The organism is Paenibacillus sp. EB106-05-06-XG162 (assembly GCF_058791655.1).
Genome location: NZ_JBYTDT010000005.1, coordinates 136,573 through 159,063, shown reverse-complemented (window position 1 = coordinate 159,063; position 22,491 = coordinate 136,573). Strand labels below are relative to the sequence as shown.

Annotated in this window: 23 protein-coding genes and 1 pseudogene; 5 read left to right on the top strand and 19 right to left on the bottom strand. The window is 43.5% G+C overall.

The features are described 5' to 3' along the window. Positions 1 to 88 precede the first annotated feature (88 nt). From AC3WU2_RS13765 to AC3WU2_RS13735, 7 genes are all read right to left on the bottom strand, one after another. Entirely contained in the window at positions 89 to 1,681 is a 1,593-nt protein-coding gene (locus AC3WU2_RS13765; RefSeq protein WP_492454966.1) for a hypothetical protein, read from the bottom strand. Further along, positions 1,678 to 2,562: an ABC transporter ATP-binding protein gene (locus AC3WU2_RS13760; RefSeq protein WP_492454964.1), complete on the bottom strand. Its 885-nt coding sequence runs from the start codon at positions 2,560 to 2,562 to the stop codon at positions 1,678 to 1,680. Before AC3WU2_RS13760 ends, AC3WU2_RS13765 begins: the two co-directional genes overlap by 4 nt. 79 nt (positions 2,563 to 2,641) lie before the next feature. Next, entirely contained in the window at positions 2,642 to 3,325 is a 684-nt protein-coding gene (locus tag AC3WU2_RS13755) for a DUF4386 domain-containing protein (protein ID WP_492454962.1), read from the bottom strand. After that, positions 3,322 to 4,239 carry an NAD(P)-dependent alcohol dehydrogenase gene (locus AC3WU2_RS13750; RefSeq protein WP_492454960.1) on the bottom strand — a complete coding sequence of 306 codons (918 nt, stop codon included), beginning with the start codon at positions 4,237 to 4,239 and terminating at the stop codon, positions 3,322 to 3,324. The genes AC3WU2_RS13755 and AC3WU2_RS13750 overlap by 4 nt, the downstream gene beginning before the upstream one ends. 22 nt (positions 4,240 to 4,261) lie before the next feature. Next, positions 4,262 to 4,486 carry a helix-turn-helix transcriptional regulator gene (locus AC3WU2_RS13745; protein ID WP_492454958.1) on the bottom strand — a complete coding sequence of 75 codons (225 nt, stop codon included), beginning with the start codon at positions 4,484 to 4,486 and terminating at the stop codon, positions 4,262 to 4,264. 1 nt (position 4,487) lies between these two features. Next, positions 4,488 to 4,934: a hypothetical protein gene (locus tag AC3WU2_RS13740; protein WP_492454956.1), complete on the bottom strand. Its 447-nt coding sequence runs from the start codon at positions 4,932 to 4,934 to the stop codon at positions 4,488 to 4,490. Between the two features lie 180 nt (positions 4,935 to 5,114). Beyond that, on the bottom strand, positions 5,115 to 5,900 hold the full coding sequence (locus AC3WU2_RS13735; protein ID WP_492454954.1) for a CPBP family intramembrane glutamic endopeptidase: 786 nt from the start codon (positions 5,898 to 5,900) through the stop codon (positions 5,115 to 5,117). 124 nt (positions 5,901 to 6,024) lie between these two features. Here AC3WU2_RS13735 and AC3WU2_RS13730 point away from each other — a divergent pair, with 124 nt between their 5' ends. Together AC3WU2_RS13730 and AC3WU2_RS13725 are read left to right on the top strand one after the other, a co-directional pair. Next, positions 6,025 to 6,291, top strand: coding sequence for a hypothetical protein (locus AC3WU2_RS13730; RefSeq protein ID WP_492455307.1), 267 nt, complete (start codon positions 6,025 to 6,027; stop codon positions 6,289 to 6,291). A 26-nt stretch (positions 6,292 to 6,317) separates the two neighbouring features. Then, complete coding sequence (locus AC3WU2_RS13725) at positions 6,318 to 6,596, top strand: hypothetical protein (protein WP_492454952.1); 279 nt, start codon at positions 6,318 to 6,320, stop codon at positions 6,594 to 6,596. A gap of 190 nt (positions 6,597 to 6,786) precedes the next feature. Here the strand turns inward: AC3WU2_RS13725 and AC3WU2_RS13720 are convergent, their stop codons facing one another. The 5 genes from AC3WU2_RS13720 to AC3WU2_RS13700 all read right to left on the bottom strand — a co-directional run bounded on the left by AC3WU2_RS13720 (position 6,787) and on the right by AC3WU2_RS13700 (position 11,447). Then, the gene (locus AC3WU2_RS13720) at positions 6,787 to 7,077 is read right to left on the bottom strand and encodes a hypothetical protein (protein ID WP_492454950.1); all 291 of its coding nucleotides are present in this window, start codon (positions 7,075 to 7,077) and stop codon (positions 6,787 to 6,789) included. A gap of 3 nt (positions 7,078 to 7,080) precedes the next feature. Continuing rightward, positions 7,081 to 7,689, bottom strand: coding sequence for a 4-hydroxybenzoate synthetase (locus AC3WU2_RS13715; RefSeq protein ID WP_492454948.1), 609 nt, complete (start codon positions 7,687 to 7,689; stop codon positions 7,081 to 7,083). Between the two features lie 20 nt (positions 7,690 to 7,709). Further along, entirely contained in the window at positions 7,710 to 8,732 is a 1,023-nt protein-coding gene (locus AC3WU2_RS13710) for a bifunctional 3-deoxy-7-phosphoheptulonate synthase/chorismate mutase (protein ID WP_492454946.1), read from the bottom strand. A gap of 52 nt (positions 8,733 to 8,784) precedes the next feature. Next, complete coding sequence (locus AC3WU2_RS13705) at positions 8,785 to 10,026, bottom strand: phenylacetate--CoA ligase family protein (RefSeq protein WP_492454944.1); 1,242 nt, start codon at positions 10,024 to 10,026, stop codon at positions 8,785 to 8,787. A 77-nt stretch (positions 10,027 to 10,103) separates the two neighbouring features. Next, positions 10,104 to 11,447 carry a phenylacetate--CoA ligase family protein gene (locus tag AC3WU2_RS13700; RefSeq protein WP_492454942.1) on the bottom strand — a complete coding sequence of 448 codons (1,344 nt, stop codon included), beginning with the start codon at positions 11,445 to 11,447 and terminating at the stop codon, positions 10,104 to 10,106. A 305-nt stretch (positions 11,448 to 11,752) separates the two neighbouring features. On the opposite strand from AC3WU2_RS13700, the gene AC3WU2_RS13695 reads away from it, so the two are divergent. From AC3WU2_RS13695 to AC3WU2_RS13685, 3 genes are all read left to right on the top strand, one after another. Next, entirely contained in the window at positions 11,753 to 12,277 is a 525-nt protein-coding gene (locus AC3WU2_RS13695; protein WP_492454940.1) for a tetratricopeptide repeat protein, read from the top strand. A 61-nt stretch (positions 12,278 to 12,338) separates the two neighbouring features. Further along, entirely contained in the window at positions 12,339 to 13,358 is a 1,020-nt protein-coding gene (locus tag AC3WU2_RS13690) for a hypothetical protein (RefSeq protein ID WP_492454938.1), read from the top strand. A gap of 78 nt (positions 13,359 to 13,436) precedes the next feature. Continuing rightward, a complete protein-coding gene (locus AC3WU2_RS13685) occupies positions 13,437 to 13,649 on the top strand; it encodes a hypothetical protein (protein WP_018756016.1) in 213 nt (70 codons plus the stop codon). Between the two features lie 287 nt (positions 13,650 to 13,936). Here the strand turns inward: AC3WU2_RS13685 and AC3WU2_RS13680 are convergent, their stop codons facing one another. The 7 genes and pseudogenes from AC3WU2_RS13680 to AC3WU2_RS13650 all read right to left on the bottom strand — a co-directional run bounded on the left by AC3WU2_RS13680 (position 13,937) and on the right by AC3WU2_RS13650 (position 22,491). Further along, the gene (locus AC3WU2_RS13680) at positions 13,937 to 14,368 is read right to left on the bottom strand and encodes a hypothetical protein (RefSeq protein WP_492454936.1); all 432 of its coding nucleotides are present in this window, start codon (positions 14,366 to 14,368) and stop codon (positions 13,937 to 13,939) included. Further along, on the bottom strand, positions 14,352 to 14,825 hold the full coding sequence (locus AC3WU2_RS13675) for a MerR family transcriptional regulator (protein WP_492454934.1): 474 nt from the start codon (positions 14,823 to 14,825) through the stop codon (positions 14,352 to 14,354). The genes AC3WU2_RS13680 and AC3WU2_RS13675 overlap by 17 nt, the downstream gene beginning before the upstream one ends. Positions 14,826 to 15,158: 333 nt before the next feature. Then, a complete protein-coding gene (locus AC3WU2_RS13670; protein WP_492454932.1) occupies positions 15,159 to 17,597 on the bottom strand; it encodes an S-layer homology domain-containing protein in 2,439 nt (812 codons plus the stop codon). A 487-nt stretch (positions 17,598 to 18,084) separates the two neighbouring features. After that, positions 18,085 to 19,575, bottom strand: coding sequence for a serine hydrolase domain-containing protein (locus tag AC3WU2_RS13665; RefSeq protein WP_492454930.1), 1,491 nt, complete (start codon positions 19,573 to 19,575; stop codon positions 18,085 to 18,087). 397 nt (positions 19,576 to 19,972) lie between these two features. After that, positions 19,973 to 20,959 carry a glycoside hydrolase family 130 protein gene (locus tag AC3WU2_RS13660; protein WP_492454928.1) on the bottom strand — a complete coding sequence of 329 codons (987 nt, stop codon included), beginning with the start codon at positions 20,957 to 20,959 and terminating at the stop codon, positions 19,973 to 19,975. 30 nt (positions 20,960 to 20,989) lie between these two features. After that, a pseudogene (locus tag AC3WU2_RS13655) lies at positions 20,990 to 21,097 on the bottom strand (SDR family oxidoreductase); the annotation flags it as partial. A 176-nt stretch (positions 21,098 to 21,273) separates the two neighbouring features. Next, the gene (locus AC3WU2_RS13650) at positions 21,274 to 22,491 is read right to left on the bottom strand and encodes a M24 family metallopeptidase (protein WP_492454926.1); all 1,218 of its coding nucleotides are present in this window, start codon (positions 22,489 to 22,491) and stop codon (positions 21,274 to 21,276) included.

The window sequence follows — 22,491 nt, the reverse complement described above, 5'->3', positions numbered from 1 at the left end:
GTATTTTTTTGGTCGAGCCAGGGGGCTATCTGCTCGTTCAACTCGCTATCCCCTTCAATGGGATGTCCCATTCCTGATTTAACCTTAATTAATTATACATTTTCACTTGACGTACTCTTCCAATTAGAGCCAGCACGAACAGAATAATTGTAGCTAGCAGATAATACCTATAAAATCCACGGTCCAGAGATTGCTGTGAGACTCCCATAAAATCCATAACATCTAGTTTGTTTAAGGGGCCCACATACCACATTAACATATATACCACTTGAAAAAGCTTGCCATTTCCCGACCATATGCCTAATGCTACAGCTAGCGTTGGAATAAATAAGCCGCCTATTGCCATTGCCTTTAAGCTTTCCCATTCACCTACGGCAAGTAAATGAATCATAGCCCCACTGCCTGTCAAATAGGCAACAATGATACCAGCCAGCCACATTACAATAAATTGATTCCGAACCGGATGTAGAGCAGTAAACATCAATTGATGGGTACGGTAATACTTTTCATTGGTACCCATTGCCGACCAAATCAGAACAGGCCAGACCCAGGTAAAGGGTAATACAAACTCTTGTACGGACTCTACTGGCAAAAATAAACCAAACACGATCATGACCAAAGCTACCAAGTACCACCAAAGACGCAACCCTTTGAGCATGAGACGAAGCTCCAGGGCTAATGTTTTCACGTAGTTGGATTGCCCTTGTACATGCGTATAAGGAGTTAATTTGATTTCAATGTCATTCTTATGTTCAGGCTCATTGTCCGCCTCCGCTGTTCCTGATTCGTTCGGTTTACTTTTTTTATTACTTTTGGTTGAACGTGTTAGATCAAACCGATGAAAGAAAATGGAAGCTACTGCTACAATCACTATTGCCACAGCTAACCAAATATAACGTTCTATAAACATAGGTATAGTCCACTGTACACCTGTCCAAACGTAGGTTACTATTTCCCCCTTAAATGGAGTGATATCCGTGACATGGCCCACATCGTTGTGAGGGACCCTAGCATTCGCCTCGATCGATAGCCTGGTTAAGATCGGTGAAGTCCCGAACATATCCTGGCTAGAACTCATGGCAGACGTAGAAAGTTTAAGTGAAAAGATCCACAAAACAAAATAAATGACATTCCCCAATCCCTTACGCAACAAAGGCACGGATTCAAAAAAGATTGCAATTGAAGCCACCATCGCCATCGTTGGCAATGTAGAATAAATAAATGGAAGTAAAAGTCTTACCACATCAACTGTATAATCTTCCCCTCTAATAAGTTGCATAGCAAGAGCAGTTACAACTAATACAACAACAATAGACATCAAGAGAACGAAATTACTCCACATTTTCCCCATAGTGTATAGCCACCGGGTAATCGGGGTCGTTGCTATAATTTGTCCCACCCCGGTCTGCACATCTCGCTCAATTGCATTTTTTACGAGAAAGAACGCTGGAAGACTTAGTAACATGGATGCTATTATGGCAATTGTGCTGCCTACCCATGCGGAGTTATAAATACCGCGTACGCCGTTTAGGGAAAAAGTTAAATAATTATCGTGACTTGAAGGTATATACTTAAACACGATAAAAATCGATACTAACACTGTAATCAAAAAACTGTATCTTCGGATTCTTTCTAAATAATCAGCTTTCATCATGTGGAATAGAATACGAAGCGATGTCATGAAGTTGTCTCCTGCATATTTGCCGACATATAATACAAATACGCATCTTCCAAAGTCGGAGTCACCAAATGGCTTTCTGCTGAAGGCTGAATATCGGCAATAACTCTCACACGCACCCCTTCACTACTTTGAATTGTGCTGCTGACTACCAATTGTTTACGTGCTTCCATCCATGTATCGCTCGGCAGCAACCACTCCCACACTTTTCCTACAGACGCAGCCAGTATTTTGCTCTGATCTGCCTGCACCACGAGTCGCCCTTTATTGACAATCGCGATGTCTGTTGCGGAAGCTTCGATATCGGATACGATGTGGGTTGATAATATAACAATACGATCGCCTGACAATTCGGATAGAAGATTACGAAAACGAATACGTTCTTCGGGGTCAAGACCAACCGTTGGCTCGTCAACGATTAATAGCTTGGGATCGTTCAATAACGCCTGTGCGATACCTACACGTTGTTTCATCCCGCCTGAAAGACTATTCAATGGTTTTTTGCGAACCTCATGAAGATTAAGCAAATATAGTAACTCGTCAATTCTTTTTCTTGCGATTCTATGATCCAACCCTCTGATCGCCGCTAAATATTCCAAAAACTCAACCGCATTTAAATGAGGGTATACGCCAAAATCTTGTGGCAAATAACCTAATATGCCCCGCACAGCATTAGGATTTTCAGTGATATTAATTCCATTCCAACTCACCTTACCAGCTGTAGGTTGGGTAATTGTCGATAAGATTCGCATCAATGTTGATTTTCCGGCACCATTCGGCCCTAACAAACCCAATACGCCTGTTTGAATATTTAGAGATAAGTCACGAAGCCCGTAAAAATCACCTTTATATTTCTTGCTTACACTATCAACAATTAATTCCATATATTCCCCCTATATTACTTTGTTTTCTCATTACATTATGTTACATTATCCCATAAATTTCCTCAATGTGTTTTTATCGCTATAACTTGACAGATACATTGAAGCCTTTCACGATGAGCCATACCGCTAGAATCATTTCATAAGAGGCTACTGGAATCGCCAACACGACTCCCCATGTTGACAGTTGAAGAATGATACCGAACATTTCTAGCACGGCTGCAAGAAGAATGAGTGTTGCTCCAGCAAGACCCATGACTGCGATAGGCCGGGGAACAAGTTTGGATTGATAGAGTAGATAACTGCATATCAGCGTATTTATGCCTAGCATGAAATTGGGGCCAAGCAAAAAGGTCCAGTCATGTACGGCTTTTAATAATGTGCCTGCAGTTTGAAAAGAGGTTGCATGCGGAGCTACTGCTTCTACAAATTTCTGACTTAGGGTCAATAGAGACAAGACGCTGACTATACTAACAGTAATGATAACGGCTTCAAGAAGCCTGAAACAAACGTACCCAAGAGCTAAGCTTTCACTGTGCTTTTTGAAGAATGGGAACAGCATAATCGAGGTACCGACAGCGGAACAGACCAGAACTAACTCACACAGCGCGCCTAGTATCACCTGATTTTTATGTTCAAAACCTGTAATCAGATAATTGGGATCTTTTAGAATCGGATCGTATAAAAGAACACCAATGATCGACGAAACCGTCGCAAGTATAAATAGGATTCCTACAATTTTTGCTGCCTTCTTGCTAGGATTCATTGGTTTCTCACCCTAATTACGACGTTCCCTTTTTTATGTCCGTTTTCGACATACGTATGAGCCTCAGCGATCTGTTCCAACGAATAACAGCGATCGATGACCGATTTTACCTTTCCCTCTTCAATTAAACGTGTGAGGGAATACATATCTTCCATCTTAAGCTTGATCGCGGATTTAACGGAAAGATACCTCCCCTTGTTCTTAAGGGCGCTTTTACTGCGTGAAGACGAAATTTTCCCTACCGCATCAAAAATAAGGTCATACGTCTGGCCGCTTTGAGTAAAATCCCCCTTTGTATAATCCAGGACTTTATCGGCTCCCAGCGCTTTCACCATTTCCACGTTCGCGGTGCTGCATACAGCAGTGACCTCTGCCCCGAATGATTTGGCAAGCTGAACCGCAAAAGTGCCGACGCTTCCGGATGCCCCGTAAATAAGTACTTTTTGTCCGCGCTCAATCCCTGCTTTTCTAAGAAAACACAGCGCTGTAAGTCCCCCGACAGGAACGGCGGCTGCTTCCTCGAAGGTCATATGGGCAGGTTTCATGGCCACAAACCCTTCATTGGCCTTCGCCCCTTCTTCTGGCAGGCAAATGTACTCAGCATAAGCGCCAAATCCAAGGCCGGTATATGCGAAAACAAGGTCGCCTTTCTTAAAACGTGTCACGTCCTTGCCGACGGCTTCAACCTCTCCTGCTAGCTCAAACCCCAAAATGGTTGCCTTCTTCGGCCTGAAAAGTCCGTTGAAAAGTCTTGCCGCAACGGGATCGGCCTTTCTCATGCGCCAATCCGCTGCCGATACGGTCGTCATATGGATTTTGATTAATAGTTCATGATCCTTGGGCGTCGGCTTTTGCACCTCTTTCATTTCAAGTACATGCGGCGGTCCGTATTGTTCGTAGACGATGGCTCTCATGTCGCTCCTCCTCATAAATTAATTATTGAACTGGATCTTCCTCGTAAGTGAAGACGTCCTCCAGAGGCATCTGGAACACGCGTGCGATGCGAAAAGCTAATTCCAACGAAGGCGAATATTTTCCCTTCTCAATCGCTACGATCGTCTGCCGTGTCACCCCTACTTGGTCGGCGAGCTGCTGCTGGGTCATTTCGTTATGGTTGAATCGCAAGCTGCGAATGTGATTGCTAATGTGACTTTGGCCCATCTTATACTCCTTTCCGATAGTGATAAAGCCGCGTAACGCTGCTGGCAACATCGGATATGAATCCTGAGAAAATCAAAATGACGAACATAACGGAAGGCGTCATTCGCAGGACTAATGAACTCATCGCGAGTAGAAATCCGAGAATGAAGACGAAATAAGACATTCTCATGGCCTTCAATTCGATCAACTTGTCGAGCTCGTCAGCGAAGGAAGGTTCCACTTCTTTCGTCGCAATCCGGTTAATGATGATGAATACGATCTCAATGATGACTTTGGCTACGATCGTTACCGGGATGAGGATTAAGATAACGGCACCCCAGAAACGAAAAAGCTCCACCTCCGTCAGATTCACATCATTGTACCTGACATATACAGCCCCACAGTAGGATCCAAAAATCAAAATCGTGCTGATTAGCGATATAATATTTTTCTTCTCTTGATAGGACATGGAATACCTCCTCTGCTAATCCGTCTGTTTATTAGTAAAGTTTTCCATACACAATGTAACATTAAGGATACACCATGTCAAATATTTTTTACATTCAAATCTCCAATTTTCTGCGAGCTCAGCTTTTCTAAGAAGCACAAATAACCTTCATTCAGCACGAAGGTTATTCCCTACTGTGAATTACAAGAGGAAACCGCTGAAAATCATAAGGACATTAATCCATGTATGCCAGATCACGACTGGAATGATACTTCTGGATTTGATCGTAATGCCTCCGAAATACAACCCTCCCAGCGCATAGGCGATGCACACGCCCCAAGAGAATCCAAGGGAATAATGCTGTAAACCAAACCCTGCGCTGGTCACAATTACTGCCCACTTATCACCTAATTGTTCTGAGAACCGACTAAGAAGCATCCCTCGCCAGATGATCTCCTCCAACACATTTATGATGGAAAAAGCGATCGTGAATAACCAAATCTCTTGTACGTTACTCCATCCGTTTCGAATAACAAATGGTATAAAAGTAAAAGTAATCGCCGCAATTGCGATGAGTAAGAAATAGTTAACTTTTGATTGACGGAAGCCTGACCAAATAAATGGTATACCTATCTTCTCGTTCCAATGCGGTTTTTCCGCATACAGCATGAAGGGTAATTTTTGAATAAACGCTAAGATAAACAAGGGAATGATTATACAAATTAGTGACAATCTGTTTAGAAGGATATGCCATTCCTTTGGCTTCAAATCGAGGATCCAACTTGAGTTTATGAATAGATATAGAGCAAATCCGACACCCAAACCTATCGTTGTCAGTAGAAATGATCGCATTGGCTTGTAAATGAAGAGCAAGCCGGTGCAACTTCCCCACAAACACATCAATAAGTAGTTTTGCGTTTGAAGAGAGGTAATAAGTAACCCAACTAAGAACAGACAAGCTAAATTCCTAAGTAATGTGAAATTCATTTTATCCTCCTTATGGATTAGACAATCGTGGAATTACGCTGGAGGGTTCTCATTTGTCCATATTATCGAGGTACTCCATACATATACTGCATTATTGTGAGAGGATGTGAGAATTGACTTGGATATGAAGAAAATGGGCTTTGCAGATCGCGTAATCTTTATTCTCGGACTAACCTTAGCCGGTGTACTGACATTTGTCCTTGTGATCGGAGTCATTGTTGCAGTATTAAAATTTTACATGGACAGCAAGGAACGAACAATACAAGTTCAGCCAGATCCAATGCTAAAGGATGATCCGAGGTCACCTTCGGGCAGCGTTTCGACAAGTAAGCATTTATCTGAAGACGAAGAATGGCAAGTCAATGATGAGCAAGAAAGGCCACCGAATTAGGTGATTTTAGAAAGGAGATGACGCAATTGGCAACGAAAAATCAAGGGATGTCGAAGTTCTTTCGTGATGCGAAGAAAGGATTTCTAAATTTCGCCAATAACTATTCCATAGCGGTGAACAATGGCGCGAAAGTGGCAGGGAAGCAAATTATTGAAGGTATGGAGGGATTGAATCAACCATCCGATATTCCTGCTGGAAAGCTGTTCACAGCCGTTAAAATTGGCGTACAGCATGCCAGTGAACATATAGTGAATTCAAGTATGGAATTCGTTGAACAAATGAAAAATAATCAAAAAAACAAATAGGAAGTTTGACTCTCTGTTACGTGTTTTCTCCTCTTGGTTGATGAACTTACGTTATTGACCAGAGGTTTTTTTGAGTTGAAACCCCGAATGCCTACATAGACTAAACGGTTTGGATTATAGAAAAAAACGTAGGACCACTTCCTTCCTTTAACGAAAATAAGAAAGCAGTCCCTATTTCATTTTCATGTATTTATTCCTCTTTATTTTCCTTATCTTTTGCTTTTTTTTCTTTTTCTTTTTCCTTTTTTTCTTTTTCTTGCTGCTGTTTCTCAATCTTTTTTTGTTCTTTTTCTTTCTTTTTCGCTTTCTTTTTTTCTTTTTTCTTCGCTTTTTTCTCAAGCTTCTTCTCTTCTTTTAGTCTCTCTTTTTCTTTCTCTTCTTCTTTTTTCTTTGCTTTTTTCTCAAGCTTAGCTTGCTCTTTCGCTTTTTCTTTTTCCTCTTTTTTCTCTGATTTATGCTCTTTCATTACTTCATCACTCATGTTTTATCCCTCCATTTTGGAATTAATAACCTGGTTCAAACGGTGTCTGACAGCTTCTGGATTAAAATATTCAATCATATGAATCCCTGGCACTAACTGAAAATAAATGTCATATATCTTGTAAGGAATTTTAGCGTGCAGTTCAGGAATACGAAGATTGATCGGCTTTTGGAACAGATCGACAGCCTCTTCTTCGCTCTTGAGCCCAGAGTCAACCACTTTTCTGTAGGATTGTAAACCAATCGAGCTGATTGATTTGCCAATCCCCTCTTGTCTGTGAGCAATTTTCTCAAATAAAGAAGCTGGTACGTACTTCGAATTCACAATTGCTATATTGTGAGAAACGATAAAATCACTTTTGTCACTTATCAAAATCGATTCTCTCAGATATAAAGGAGCGCCGGAGAACCCCCCTTGATGATCAGCATGTTCTTCATTCAATTGCTCTTGTCGAATGACCGTTACGCGCAGCTTTTCGTTCAACAAGGTTTCTAGCAAATCTGTGGTCCTTCCGTCTGTCACTAATAGCAAATCGAAAATCAGTTTCTGCAAAAAATCCAATGTCTCCCCCGCATGCTGCGAGTCTTTGCCATCAGTATTCCTATCTGTCATACAGTTTCCTCCAATAGCCGTTAACGATACAGACCAGAATCGCGGAGCCCCTGCAAAAATGTGTTAAATTCGTCAAGATTCAACTGCTGCTTCGCATCAGAAAGTGCAACCTGCGGATTCGGATGCACCTCGACCATGATACCGTCTGCGCCAGCCGCAAGCGCAGCTTTCGCGCATGGAAGCATAATATCCTTTCGACCCGTGGAATGGGTGACATCTACGAGAACCGGGAGATGGGTCTCTTGTTTCAATATCGGAACAGCAGAAATATCGAGTGTATTACGCGTCCATTTTTCATAGGTGCGAATTCCGCGCTCGATTAACATGACTTGGTTATTCCCGCTGGATAGCAGATATTCAGCCGCCAACACGAACTCCTCGAGTGTGGCGGAGAGGCCACGTTTCAGCAGGACAGGCTTTTGGGTTTGGCCAACGGCTTTCAACAGATCGAAGTTATGCATGTTGCGGGCACCAATCTGAAAGATGTCAATGTAACGAGCAGCCGTGTCGATTTGCAAAGGGCTCATGAGTTCACTGATCGTCACCATACCCGTTTCATCAGCCACTTCCTTCATGATTTTCAACCCTTCTTCGCCAAGGCCTTGAAAATCATACGGTGAGGTTCTCGGTTTGAACGCGCCTCCTCGTAAGACGGTAATGCCGGCATTCCTCATTGCGGTAGCAACTGTTAATAGCTGATCTCTGCTTTCAATTGAGCAGGGTCCAGCGACGGTGACGTGCGAAGAACCGCCGATTTCGGCATGCTTTACTTGAATAATCGTATCCTCACTCTTATACTGGCGGCTAACAAGAAGCTTGCGCTCGGCTGGAGCCTCTTTTTTTACTTTGGGATTCGCAAAAGTATGGGTAGCAAGCTCATTCAGTAGTTGTTGATTGCCAACTGGCTCCGCTTGTGAAATGCCCTGTTTATTCTTTTCTTGAACGATTTCCGAAGCCATTCGTGCACGCTCGTTCATCAGATCGAGCAATTGTTGGTTAATTCCATCCCATTGCGTTATTAATTGTTGCCATTTGTCGCTCATGACGAGCACACCTCTCTTTTTCACAATTGACTGTAGCCTGACCCTCACCAGCTTAAATTTTATTTCGCTTCTGGATATATACCGGTTTGGTCGATGGCACGTTATTCACGAGCCCAACCCGATCGAGAAGCGTTGCGTCGGTAATGATTTGAAGGGTGACAGGCACATGAAGCTTTTCAGATAATCGAGTTTGGATGTCCTCCATACTCCATTGTCCAGCATCGTGCGAATCAAGAAGAACGTACAAACCCTCCTCTTGCTCCAATACCTTCCATGCATCTGGGGCAGGTGTCAACGAATAGACAGCTTCTTGGATGTCATAAGCATCTAGAATGGTATCACCGATCACGATTCGATCCTTACTTCTGCCGTAATGCACCAACTTGCCCATTGCTCGTCCACAAGCACACATGGAAGGTTCGACGGAGATAATATCTTCATTAAAATATCGCAACAGAGGAGAAGCTTGATGAGAGAGCGTTGTTATCGCCGCAAACCCTCTCTCGCCTTGAGTAACAGGACCTGAACCATCTTCATGCAACACTTCTACGCAAAAATCCTGTTCCACGATATGCATCGAGCCAAACTCACACATGGCTGCAATATTCGCGGTTTCAGTAGAACCATACATATTGTATACAGGTACACCCCACAGCTTTTCTATATGCTCTTTGCGTTTATCGCTCATTAACTCACCTGCAACGCAAATGGCCCGTAGCGCTGGTAAATCTTTGAGCACATCCAAACCGATGAGACGCGCTGTCTCAGCCAGAAGCTCCATCTCGCGCGGAAGTCCTGCTAATACGGTGACTTGTAGGCGCTTCATTAGACTTAATACTCTCGGGTATGGCGTAACTACCGTACGTCCGCTTGCAGGTACAACCCCTGCTCCTGTGTGCCAGGCAGCTTGCTGCATTAAGAAGGCGGGTAACGCCAAGGCATACGGGAATCGAATCAGCACAAGATCATCCGCTGTCAATCGAACTCCACATTCCTGCAGCTGTCTTCCGCCTACTCGCATATCTTCTTGCGTGAACCAAGAAGCGGAAGGTTCTCCGGTTGTACCCGTGGATTCGTGGTATTGGGCAATCTTACTTATTTCGACAGCTAGGTGTCCGAAAGTACCGGCATTCCGGAGATCTTCTTTCGTTGTCAAAGGCAGTGTTTGGATGTGTTCCATTCCGATATTATCGATGTTATATTTCGCTAATCGATCCTTATATAGAGGGGATTTCGTTAGGCGTACTAATAAATTCTTGAATTTTCCCTCCCGCTCCCTCTGAATATCGGTCATAAGGGCACCTCCTCTCGGCGTTACACGGCGCTTTGGGATGGCTAATGCGAATCCTTGGCCCCATGCTCCTGGCCGCCTTAATTGAATATTCGCGTTGCTTTGCCAAAAGTACGAGGAATATCATGTCTGATTTCTACTTCGCAATCAATCCCGATTCGATCTGCCATATGCTTCCGGATTTTCGTTACCAATTCCTCATCTGTTAATTCCGTCCGAAACGGTTCAGCTTCAATCTTTAATGATCCCTGATTCAATTTGAAGTGATACCACATACCCACATCCGGAATTTCCATCAAGAATTGTTCTAACATGAACGGTGAATAGTCTTCATCCCCCAATCGAAGCATGTTCTCCATTCTTCCTCTCAGATGCAGGACGTCCATCGTGATACCACAATCACATTTAGATTTCTGTAAATACCCGATATCCCCACTGCGGTAACGCACCATTGGCATGGCTTCACGCAGCAACGTCGTTACAATGATTTCTCCCGTCTTGCCGTAAGGGAGCTTTTCCATCGTAATTGGATTAATGATTTCGACTTTTACATGTCCTTCCATCACGTGATAACCTTTGTGCTCACTGCATTCAACCGCAACGACGCCGCATTCGGTCGATCCGTAGAAGAAGGATACTTCGCATCCCCACCATTTTTCCAAACGCTCACGGAATTTATTGGAGCAGCCTTCACCTGTAAGCAGTATTTTTTTCAATCGTATATCTTCTCCGATTTTTATGCCGAACCGCTCGCTTTCTTCAGCCAAAAGTGCCGCATAGGAGGGGGTCGTAGTCAGAACTGTAGCTTGGAACTCCTTCATCAATTCTAATGACTTATCGACGGGAGCCATGTAACCGCCTTTGCCAAGTGATAGTACTGCCGTTCCAAAAGCAAATTGATACAACCGCTGAAATCCAAGTCCAGGCAGAGCAAATTCATAAGGCAAGGCGATGGCCGCCACATCAACATCCGTTTCCTTAAACAATTCCAAATATTTCGGCAGCAAATCATAGACATACTGATCAGCTAACGAGTACGAGGTATAAATAGGTTTACCCGAAGTACCGCTCGTGAGGTGAACCTGACCGATTTCTTTTGGATCTAGGCATAAGATTTTCTGCTTATCGCCTCGAATGACGTCTTTATTCAATAGCGGTACTTTTGTTAATTGCTCCAGACTTTCAATTTCTGGCACTGTAAAGCCTGCTTCTTCCAGCTTTGAGCGATAATATTCATTACGGTTCCAAATATGAGTAAGTGTTGCGTTAATCGCTTTTAACTGATAATCTTCAATTTTTTGCCGAGGCAGCTTCTCAATGGTGCTTCCATCCTCATCCAATTGCTTGAAAAAAGCTTTGAATTGTTCTAAATGGGATGTATGGTCGTCCACGGATACCTTCATTTTATGGGTTTGTGCTTTCATAAAAATCCTCCTAACCATTTTCAATCCAAACCTGCGGCATGGTAATTCGTCTAGCAATCTCTTATTGATTACTTGTAGTGTAGTAGATACGCTCCCTCCTCCCTAGTCACCCTAATATGAAATGCAAGCAATGTCAGGCTTGACTCGGACAGCCGTATATCTTCAAAAAAGTGATTATTTCATCCAATCATAGTAATAGGGCCTCACATATCGTAACAAGTATATAGTCTTCGAGATCATGAGAAGTTGGCATAGAGAAACTCGGCTTTCAAAGAATGACGAAGCAAATTGGAGGTTAGGTAAAAATGTCATATGACAGCAATCCTGATAAACAATTTAAGGAAGCAATAAAGCTCCATCAAGATGGGGTTGAAGGGGATAAAAAGGCAGCGAAAAGAGCGAATGAGAAGCTTTTAAAGCTCCGTGAGACCCAGCCTCATAATGCGCTTATTGAAGCCTATTACGGTAGTTCATTAGCCCTCTTATCACGTGATGCCGTTAAGCTTGTTGAGAAAGAAGAAAAAGCACTAGAGAGTTTGGAGGTATTGAATCATGCAGTAGAAATGGATCCGAACGAAAAAGAAATTCGCTTCGTGCGCGGAAGCGTCTGCCTGCAACTGCCCGAGTCTTATTTCTATTCTTCGAAAACAGCGATCGAGGACTTCACATTCCTCCTTGACCGTTATCATCAACAAGGTTCAAATTACCTTACCCAAAAACAAGTCAGAGAAGTACTTCGAAACCTGAGTAAAGCCTATCAAAATATCGGAAATCAGGACAAGGCGAATGAAGTCTTACAGCGTCTTGCCTCCATGCATCCGAAAAAATGATGATTAGAACCATGCAAGCGAGCGATGTGATCATGCATGAGTACAGAGAGGATGAAATCTAGTGACAAACCTTAACACCAGCGATATGGAAGGATCAGACTTGAATGAGACCGAAAATAACCTAAGTTCCGTATCAGTTCTGGAGTCTACTCCGTCTGACCCGTTCAATGAGAGACTCACCCTAGCTATCCAACTTTATATGGATGGCGTAGCTGGGAATGTAACTGCTGTTCAAGAAGCACATCGGATTTTAGAACAGCTACGCGTCGATTATCCAGATAAGCCTCTTGTTGATGCTTACTATGGCAGCACAATGATACTGATTGCAAGAGATAAAACAGAGGCTTTTGATAAATTGAAATGGTCAAAACAAGGATTGAAAATGCTCGACAATGCGGTAGCCGCTGCCCCACACGACAGTATGATCCGGCTGCTTCGCGGCAAGTCCTCTTACAAGCTCCCAGAGCAACATTTCTATCGGACGAAGACGGTGATTGAAGATTTCACCCTCGTCCTCAATACACAATCTGACACGCTTGACACCGAAAAACAATTAGAACTCATCTATGAACTCGGTGAGGCTTACACTAGGATAGGTCAGAACCAAGAGGCGGCTACGCACTTTAGAAGATTGGAGAGTCAAACACAAAGTTCGGCATGGAAACAGCTATCCAAGCAAAAACTGCAAGTGCTTGAAGGAAAACCAGCAATTGAAAATCTACCAAACTTCAGTCCCACTTCCATTTTGATTGAAGCTACTCGGTCTGTAGGCAACGCCCTCCTTACCTGGGCTGATGATGAAAAGAAGAAAGAAAAGAAGAAAGAGAAGAAGAAAGAAATAGACCAACAAAAAGCAGAAGAACGGGCTAAAGAACGGGCTTTAGAAAAAGATAAAGAAGAAGCGAGAGAAAAGGCTAAAGGACGTGCGAAAGAAAAAGCCAAAAAACCGGCGAAGGAAATGACCAAGGAACTACCGAGAGAAAAAGCCAAAGAACTAGCAAGAGAAATGGCCAAAAAACTTGCGAAGGAACAAGCCAAAGAACTAGCGAAAGAAATGGCCTTAAAGAAGAAAAAGAAATGACCTTTAAGAAAGACAACTGGCGAATTCACATCAGACTTTATCTCAGGGATTCCGTATTTTCGGAAGGAGGTGAGATACATGTCTACTAAACACAGCAAATTCCTCAAGAGTTTCCTTGAATCTGCATTAAAAAGCGGCGCGAACAACATCGGCAGACAACTTCTAGATGCAGTGAATGATGAAAACCAACCAGCTGATGTTGTTTTAGGGAGAGTCGTAACTGCCCTTAAGAGCGGTGCCGTTGCAACTGGCCAAGAAGTGTTGCGGACTGGACTTAGTCAGCTTAAGTAGTCAACTTGGAAACGTAAATAGCCCCAAGTCAAAAAGGGGTTGTTGACAAAATGGGTTGAGGATCTTGTCCTCAACCCATTTTGCTGTATTAATATAGTTTTCGTTGAATGGAAGGGCACCAAAATCTCCCGTTAGGAGAAAGTAGGCGATGCTTAGAAAGGAGGAGACCGTTTCTTCTCGATAACAACACGACTTTAATCATAAACATGTTTGATCAAGAAAAACCAGAGATTGCTTACTTGCTTTGAGTGAGTCTGCAGAGCTAGAAGACAACTCGAACATCTCTGTTACTGTGGCTGTTGACCACCGAACTGTTTTTTCTTCATTCTTATGCCCAGTATGATGATGGCGACATAGATTACGATGGCAATCGAATCTATAAACGTATCCGTAAGCCCCGAAGCGTCTAGCAATGCCGTTACGCTAAGAATGACCAACAGTCGGACGATCAGGATCACCACGATCATCCATCCGGCAAATCGGATCTTCAATGGCTCACTTTGGAATGACATGAAAATGAAAGCGATGCCGATGACCAGATTTTCCGCCGTGATAATGTGCCAAACATACGTGAATACCGTCTGGGTATCCATGGATATCGCCTTAATGTCAAGCGTCGGTAGCACCGCGGATTGCCCGTTCCATGCGTGCGTGACGGCAAACAGCATCGCAAGAACACCTGCAATTAGATAATAAAAATTACTAACCTTGATGTTCATCACAACCCTTCTTGGAAATTCCCGGTTCATTCTTTCGGATATCCTTGTAAATCTCGCGGACGAATTCTGTCAACTGTTGGTCGCTTTCATTATTAAAGTCCCTTATCGTTTCGGCTGCCATGTTGAGCAACTGACTGACCATTTCCAGATGGGCAATCTTCTTGCGCGTTTCTACGTTCTTGGCATCGAGGAACGTAGCAACCTCTTCGCAGTACGCGGGGTCGATATTTTCCATCTTACGGAGACCTAATTTCCCTCTGATTTCGTCAAGAGAAAAGTCCGCATACTGCATGATCTGAATATTCATCAAGTCTATGAGGTCGTCCTTCGAATACCTGCGGTACCGATTGTCTTTCCGGGACGGCGAGACGATCCCAATCCGGTCATAATACCGAAGCGTATCCTTCGATACCCCAAGTATCCGCGAAGCCTCTTGGATAGAGTAAAGTTTTTCCATGAATTAAGAATATCATTGGAGTTGACTCCAATGTCAAGTCGTTTTATTTTTTCTCGATGCGTATTGAAGCGAGGAATGAAAGATTGATTGTGTTAGATGTTGGTATATGATTTGAAATACATTCTACGAAGCATGCTCTCTTCATTCCGTCCGCGCAGATCGAACCCCTGACCTCATCGCTGCCAGCGAAGTACTCTCCCGCCATAGGGTGTTATACTACCCCTAAACAGAACAAGAACGGAAATAATTATCGCTTTAGGACCTATCTCCGAAACCACAAATAACGGTAGATACTGTTTTACGAGTACCTACCGTTTAAGAAATATTAAACTTTTATTCTATATCTAACGAAAGACCGAGACTGACGTTTATCATGCGCAAGATCATCAGTAACGACTCAGACCTCGTAGCATTAGCATTTGGTTTGAATGAACCATCCGTTGTACCTATTACGATACCCAAATCGAATAACGTATCAATCTCAGCCTCTGCCCAATGATCCTTAATATCCTTGAAATTAGCTTTTTTCACAAAAGTAATGTTCATTACTCTTGAAAGCATAGCCACTATTTCTGCTCTGGAGATGGTCTGATTCGGTTTGAATGTTCCATCGAAGTAACCCTTAATAATACCACTTGCTTTTAATGTAGCAATTGCATCTGCTGCCCAATGACCTTTGGTGTCAATAAAGCTGGAATCACCTTTTGACGTTAAACCAAGTGCTTTTAGTAACATAGTCGCATATTCTGCTCTAGTTACCGTAGCATTAGCTTGGAATGAACCGTCCTCATACCCTGTAATAATTCCAAGGCGAGTCGCTAATTCGATTACTTTAGCGTTTGGTGCATTTACAGGTACATCATTGAATGTTACGGCAGGTGCAGATTTTCCTTTTTCTACTAGAGCTTTGATTACATCAAGATTAACCTTTTCGTTGTAAAAAGGTTTAGGGCTTGGTGATGGTGATGGTGCTGGTGTGGGTGATGGTGATGGTGATGGTGATGGTGAATCGCCGCAGTTACTGCATACCCCGCCTGACGGTTCAGGTAAGATAATCTTCACCTTTCTGCTTACCCGCTCAGCAGCGTTTCCAGCTCGGTCGGTTACGTCATAGTGAACCATATAGTCCCCTAGCTTACTGGTATCTACAGAATCACCTGATTTGACCACTTCCGAAGTCAAATCCCCATCGAATTCATCATAGGCGCGTACGCCAGGATCCGTATACCCGGTTCCGCGACTGATCTCGATCACGGGATTACCGATTAAACTAATAGTCGGTTTCTTACGATCAATCGTCGTTATTTCTACTTGCTTCACGGTTTCGTTGCCAGCATGGTCTCTGGCATACATGCTCATCCAGCCATTGTCGATGACGGCAATTTCTGCAGTTCCATCTAGAATCGTGAGCGGTGTTCCTGCCCCAGCAAAGTAGCTGCTGGCCTGTTGCCCCAAAACATACTTCAACTCTTCAACCCCGCTCTGCGCATACACGGCAGCAGTCACGCTTACGTTTCCTCTCGTCGACCCGGATGGATTCATCGTCAATTGAATTGTAGGGCCTACGGTGAAAATATTGCTAATCGTTATCGTTGCAATGGTCTCATTTCCGGCAACATCTTGCGCATAAACCGTATAGGTTCCGTTCTCCGCAACATTAAAGCTGTCACCGCTAAACGCAGTTCCGCCATTAGCGAAATAAGAGACCTCGCGGTTGCCTTCCGCCCATTTCTGCAACGCAACCCCACTCTGCTCATCATAAACGTTCGCCGTAACAGAAACTAGCTGATTCGTAGGAGCAGTTGAAGCGACGCTTAATTGAATGACGGGTGGCGTTCTTTCAATAGGGAAAACGTTTGAATGAAAGAATGTTTTATTACCGTTATTCTCCACGAACTGAACATGTAAATACCAATTTCCATTATCTAAAGGCGTAGAGATCTGAACGTTTCCATTAAATATCGTCCAATCGGAAGAATCAGGCACATCCGTCGTTGTGGTCCATTTGTAACTTTTTGCCGTTGGAATGTATGACGCTACCGTTAAATCTATCATTTGAGAGTTCGACCATGATATTTTGCCGTCCGGATTAAAACCGACTGAAATCATATTTTCATAAGCAAATCCATTATCTTCCGCATACTTTTTCGCATTGTCATAACCGACAATTTTTGATAACTTGTCGTTATTTAAAAACAAATCAGGGCCTAAAGTTATTAATCTTCCTTCAAAGATCACGATTTCTAATTCGTTAGTCATAAAGGCCATTTGCCCTATACTGGTTACTGTGCTCGGAATAGTGATGCTTGTTAATTTGTTATAGCTAAAAGCTAAATAATCGATGTTAGTGACACTGGGGGGGATGATTACGCTTGTTAATTTGTTATCTCCAAAAGCATTATTCCCAATGTAGGTTACTTTGTCCGGGATGATCACTTTTACTAAATTGTTTTTGTAAAATGCATTTGAACCTATACTAGTTACACTGTCCGGGATGGTCACGTTGGTTAATTGTTTGAACTTAAATGCCTGCACCCCGATCTTGGTTACTTGGTGCGCATCAAGCATAGCAGGGATAACTACGTCTCCCCCACCGCCTGTATAATCTGTAATCGTCGCTGTTCCATCCCCATTCAATTGATACGCAAAATCACCCGAAGCAGCAGCCTTTGCTTCCCGAATTTCTGAGTTTGTCCATGTTCCTACCATGCCCATAGCCATAATAATCCAGCAGATAAATAACTTCTGAATTCCCGTAGCAAAGCCCCTCATGTGTCAAGCTCCTCATTATTAGATTGACTAGCATCATTGTACTATTTGTCGAATTATGTAAATAATACTTATTCAGTATATATGCTGATATGCTATACATCAACTAAAAACTGGTAGTTTTAAAAGAAAAAGAACAAGAGTAACATAGGATTGAGCTCTTAATTTTGAATAACTCTAATATAATGCTAACAATATTCTCAATTGAATCACTAGTTCTTTTAGAATGATAGTTAGAGTCTAGAAGATTTAGTTTTCGAACATCTTTATCAAAAACATAACGATGTCGTACTCCTCCACCTCCGGCTCCGTCCTTGCGGAACGACCCAGTTTGGTTCGATCTTCGCTAGCGCACCAAATGCAAAAACACGCCTCATTTGGCGTGTTTTTTGCATTTATGTTTGGTGGGCCCTACGGGGATCGAACCCCTGACCTCATCGCTGCCAGCGAAGCGCTCTCCCACGATGATTAGGCACACTACCCATTTGATTCATACCGATACGGGTTGTTTGGTTCTCAAGTAACTACGAATAAATAATATTGTTTTTATCCCCCCAATAAGAAGCAATATTATAGGATAAATAATCAAAAAATGACCTAATCCTGTTGAAAATCCTATAATAACGGACCAAGACGCTGAGATCAGTCGAGGAATCATTATAAGTGCCCCAACGGGCAACAGTACATTAAAGATAAATAGAACCGGTATAAACCTGAGCATAAACTTAGACTTCAACGAGAATCTTTTTTCCCATTTCAAGAGGTTCATGACAGAAAAGATGAGTAAGGCAAGCAGGATCACTACGACAATGCCAACTGTTAAATAGAACGATGAAAAGCTAGGTAAATTCTGAACTGAAGTGTCCTCTCCCTTTAGAATTTTGTAAACGCCTTGGAAAACGTCGTCATAACTCACAAAAGGATCTGCAGCGTTAAACAACGTCACGATACCGTATTCTCCATCAAACATCATATCTGAACTGAAATTCTCTGTTCCTCCATTGTGCCAGACGATCCCATTATCAACAGCAATCCATCCCATTCCATAAGAAACTCCCTTATCAAGGGATACAGCAGGCTGATGCATGAGATCGGTTAATTTCTCTGGAAGGATAGCAATATTGCCAAGCTGACCATGATTCATTTGTGCTATCAAATAATTAGACATGTCTTTTGCTGATGAAATCAGGCCGCCTGATGCAATTCGCGCCTCGGGATTACGCAGCTTGGTGGGCATCATCGCCCCAAACATGGACTGATACCCCTGTGCCAAACCGTTTGATTCTCCCTCCTTTAAAGACGTGAAACTATGCTTCATATCTAAAGACTTGAAGATATGCTCCTTGATATATTCTCCAAAGCTTTGGCCGGAAACAACCTCTACAATACTTCCCAACACATCGTAGTTAAGATTGGAATACTGGAATAGGGTACCGATTGGCTCAGCCAAGGCAATGTCACCCATCTCCTCAATGTGTTGTTTCAATGATATATCCTCTTTTTCCAAGGCTCTGCGGCCATCATATGTGGAAAAACCGCTATTTTGCACAAGCAAGTTACGAACTGAGATTCGGGCTGAATCTTTTTCACTGCTAATCTTGAACTGGGGCAAATATTTTCGTACCGGTGCATCCAAATTGATCTTCCCTTCATCAACCAACTGCATGATCGCAAGCGCGGTAAAAGACTTGGAAGTGGAACCGATCAGAAACGGGGTATCCGGAGTAACAAGGCGATCATTCGGGCCTGCATTTCCGTACCCTTGTAAATAAATAATCTCCTTATTTTTGATAATTCCTATGGCAGCGCCGGGAATATGAAGTCGTCTCATGGCCTCCTTCATATATCCATCAATCTTTTCATGATCCAGACCCGAGGCCGCATGAGCAGGCTGTCCGCTAAGTTGAAGAATCAGCACAATCGTTGCAACCAGGCAGAATATCGCTCTATGATAATATCTACAATTTGATCTTATTTTCATCTGACGATGCTCCTGATTCAAGATTAGTATTACCTTTATCTACTAAGAAGAAAGATAAGGGGATTATCCTATACTTTTTAATGATTCAATCATATCAATACCAGCAAGAGCCTTGATCGTCACTCCTCCTATTTTGTATTCTTTCGTTACGTTTTTGAATTCGACCAGCTGCAGCGGAAACTTGATTTACCATCTCTATTGCTCCAGATCTGAATTAAATTACCATATTATTCAAATTGATTATACGTAGGCAAGAGAAGGGAAACACCCATCTATAGTCTCCACTTCAGCTAGACCAAAGTCGGGTTCAAACACAAAAAAAACACGCCAGTATTTGGCGTGTTTACCTGACTTCATGAATAGTCAGGGTTTTTTCGTTATGTCAGAGCGCTACTGCTTATAGCGGGTACTGGTTCATATAATCCAACAACTCGTCCACGGTTGTGAAAGCGACTCCTGTTACGGTGTCTGCGCAACCGTAGTATATAGCGATGCGGCCTGTCTCTGCATCAGTCAAGGCTGCGCATGGGAAGGTTACATTCGGTACATCTCCTACGCACTCATACAATGTCTCAGGTCCTAAGATATAGTTGCGTGAGCGGGCCAATACCTTCCAAGGCTCATGAATATCCAGCAGCGCTACGCCCATCCGATACACAAACCCGTTACATGTGTTAATTACACCATGATAGATCAGCAGCCAGCCACGATCCGTTTCAATCGGCACAGGTCCCGGACCAATCTTCTTCGATTGCCATGCTGAAGCATCGGAATTAATCGTTCCCATCACGTAGCGATGCTTACCCCAATACGTAAGATCTGGACTCTCGCTAAAGAAAATATCTCCGAAAGGTGTATGACCCGTATCGCTTGGACGGCTCAACATCGCATATTTGCCATTGATTTTACGCGGGAACAGCACACCATTCCGGTTATACGGCAAGAATGTATTTTCTAGTTGGTGGAAGGTTTTGAAATCATATGTATACGCAAGTCCAATGGTTGGACCATGATATCCATTGCACCAAGTGATATAGTATTTGTCTTCAATCTTGCAAACGCGCGGATCGTAACGATACTCACGCTTCGTAATATATTCGTCACCTTCAAATTGAATGGCATGATCTTGAATCTCCCAATCAATCCCGTTCTTACTAAAGCCTACGAAGATATCCATACTGACGGATCTGGAATCGCAACGGAAAACACCTGCGTATCCATCTTCGAAAGGAACAACTGCTGAATTAAAAATACTGTTTGAGTTCAACTGTCCGTCTCGCTGAATAATCGGATTCTGAGTATACCGCCATACTGGCGCCTTACAACCATTCGGCTTATCTTGCCACGGCATATTTGCTAACGCTTCACCAATAATTTTACTCATCCTGTAATCCCCTTCCTTATCACTTCAATATTAATACAATACCATACCGCCATCTGCAAAGATTGTAACTCCGGTCACATAGCTGGCCTCTTCCGATAATAGCCATGCCACCGGTGCAGCAACTTGTTCAGGTGTCCCTACTTTGACGGCATGCACGAGCATGAACGTGGGTAGATTAGCTTGGAGAACAAGCAAATAAGCATTTTCATGGTAGACTTGAGGGAATTGTAAACTCCGAAAAATCAAGAAGCACCGGAAATATCCGGTGCTTCAATGTTTCACTGCCTAATTGATTCATAGCGTTATCTAGCCATTTACAGCATAATAAGGTCCCGAGACAACTTATTCAGCCTCTCGCACCCGTTGTCGGTCACAAGAACCATATCCTCAATCATGATCGAGCCTACGCCATGGCCATAATAGGGTGTCTCCAAGCAAATCACCATGCCCGAGCGAAAAATGGCTTCTTCCGATGGACCGATAAAAGGAGCTTCCTCTGCCGCGAGGCTTAGTCCTGCGCTATGTCCTAAATGGCCTCGGTTATAGTGTGGAAGTCCCGATCTGCGGATGAGCGCCATCACTTCATGAAAAGCGCTGCTCATCGGTCGCCCAGGTTCAATCATCTGTAGGAGACGGTCGTGCCCCGCCCGCAATGCATCGTATACGCGCTTCACTACATCGGATGGAGAACCAAGTACGAATGTACGGGCGATATCCGAACCGTATCCTGCCACGTCGACACCTACATCAAATTTAATCACATCTCCCGGCTCGCACGGACGAGTATCAAAGCGATGCGTTGGTGCGAAATCAGCTCCGACAGATATCATATGAAAGCGGGCATTCGAGCCATCCTCATACTTCATTAATGCTGTCCTAAAGTCATTAACGATTTCCAAGGCAGAACTGCCCGCGCGGATCCGGCGGACCGCTTCCGTCATGCCTGTTTCTGCATACGTGCAGGCCTTACGCAGTTGCTCAATTTCCCACGTCGTTTTGATAGCACGCAACGCTGTAAATATCCGATTCGCTTCCACGAGCTCAGCCGAGTGGATCGCGTTCTTCAAAGCCAAGACGGGGGAATGACGCATGGCGCCTAATTCAACGGCAACCTTGCCATGGGATACGCCATGTTCATCAAGCACCCGCTGGAGCAATCCGAACATTTCATCCGCCTGGGGAGAGACGGGGCGTTTGCCCTCGAACGATTCCCCCGTCAATCCGTACGGATCATCGATATCGACCCATGTAGGGTATGTTCTGATCTCGCAGGGAGGCAAACCTTCTGTCGCTACGCCCGCCGCCTCAAAATCATTTACGATCAATATGGTCTTATGGTTTGGATTCCGAAACATGACAGCCAGTGCAATTTCATTCATGCGCAGCGTATACATGAACGTGCTTGGATGCCCGGACAAATAGTAGAAGTTCTCGCAGGTCGATGCAACGATCGCATCGATCTGTTCCTTTTCCATGATCAATCTTGCCCGTTCCGCAATATCCGTAAAATGTTCTGGATCAATACGAACCAC

Bases quoted from the DNA above. Each gene is read 5' to 3' on its own strand.
- AC3WU2_RS13765 (WP_492454966.1), bottom strand. From the start codon at position 1,681: ATGACATCGCTTCGTATTCTATTCCACATGATGAAAGCTGATTATTTA.
- AC3WU2_RS13760 (WP_492454964.1), bottom strand. From the start codon at position 2,562: ATGGAATTAATTGTTGATAGTGTAAGCAAGAAATATAAAGGTGATTTT.
- AC3WU2_RS13755 (WP_492454962.1), bottom strand. From the start codon at position 3,325: ATGAATCCTAGCAAGAAGGCAGCAAAAATTGTAGGAATCCTATTTATA.
- AC3WU2_RS13750 (WP_492454960.1), bottom strand. From the start codon at position 4,239: ATGAGAGCCATCGTCTACGAACAATACGGACCGCCGCATGTACTTGAA.
- AC3WU2_RS13745 (WP_492454958.1), bottom strand. From the start codon at position 4,486: ATGGGCCAAAGTCACATTAGCAATCACATTCGCAGCTTGCGATTCAAC.
- AC3WU2_RS13740 (WP_492454956.1), bottom strand. From the start codon at position 4,934: ATGTCCTATCAAGAGAAGAAAAATATTATATCGCTAATCAGCACGATT.
- AC3WU2_RS13735 (WP_492454954.1), bottom strand. From the start codon at position 5,900: ATGAATTTCACATTACTTAGGAATTTAGCTTGTCTGTTCTTAGTTGGG.
- AC3WU2_RS13730 (WP_492455307.1), top strand. From the start codon at position 6,025: ATGAAGAAAATGGGCTTTGCAGATCGCGTAATCTTTATTCTCGGACTA.
- AC3WU2_RS13720 (WP_492454950.1), bottom strand. From the start codon at position 7,077: ATGAGTGATGAAGTAATGAAAGAGCATAAATCAGAGAAAAAAGAGGAA.
- AC3WU2_RS13715 (WP_492454948.1), bottom strand. From the start codon at position 7,689: ATGACAGATAGGAATACTGATGGCAAAGACTCGCAGCATGCGGGGGAG.
- AC3WU2_RS13710 (WP_492454946.1), bottom strand. From the start codon at position 8,732: ATGAGCGACAAATGGCAACAATTAATAACGCAATGGGATGGAATTAAC.
- AC3WU2_RS13705 (WP_492454944.1), bottom strand. From the start codon at position 10,026: ATGACCGATATTCAGAGGGAGCGGGAGGGAAAATTCAAGAATTTATTA.
- AC3WU2_RS13700 (WP_492454942.1), bottom strand. From the start codon at position 11,447: ATGAAAGCACAAACCCATAAAATGAAGGTATCCGTGGACGACCATACA.
- AC3WU2_RS13695 (WP_492454940.1), top strand. From the start codon at position 11,753: ATGTCATATGACAGCAATCCTGATAAACAATTTAAGGAAGCAATAAAG.
- AC3WU2_RS13685 (WP_018756016.1), top strand. From the start codon at position 13,437: ATGTCTACTAAACACAGCAAATTCCTCAAGAGTTTCCTTGAATCTGCA.
- AC3WU2_RS13680 (WP_492454936.1), bottom strand. From the start codon at position 14,368: ATGAACATCAAGGTTAGTAATTTTTATTATCTAATTGCAGGTGTTCTT.
- AC3WU2_RS13675 (WP_492454934.1), bottom strand. From the start codon at position 14,825: ATGGAAAAACTTTACTCTATCCAAGAGGCTTCGCGGATACTTGGGGTA.
- AC3WU2_RS13670 (WP_492454932.1), bottom strand. From the start codon at position 17,597: ATGAGGGGCTTTGCTACGGGAATTCAGAAGTTATTTATCTGCTGGATT.
- AC3WU2_RS13665 (WP_492454930.1), bottom strand. From the start codon at position 19,575: ATGAAAATAAGATCAAATTGTAGATATTATCATAGAGCGATATTCTGC.
- AC3WU2_RS13660 (WP_492454928.1), bottom strand. From the start codon at position 20,959: ATGAGTAAAATTATTGGTGAAGCGTTAGCAAATATGCCGTGGCAAGAT.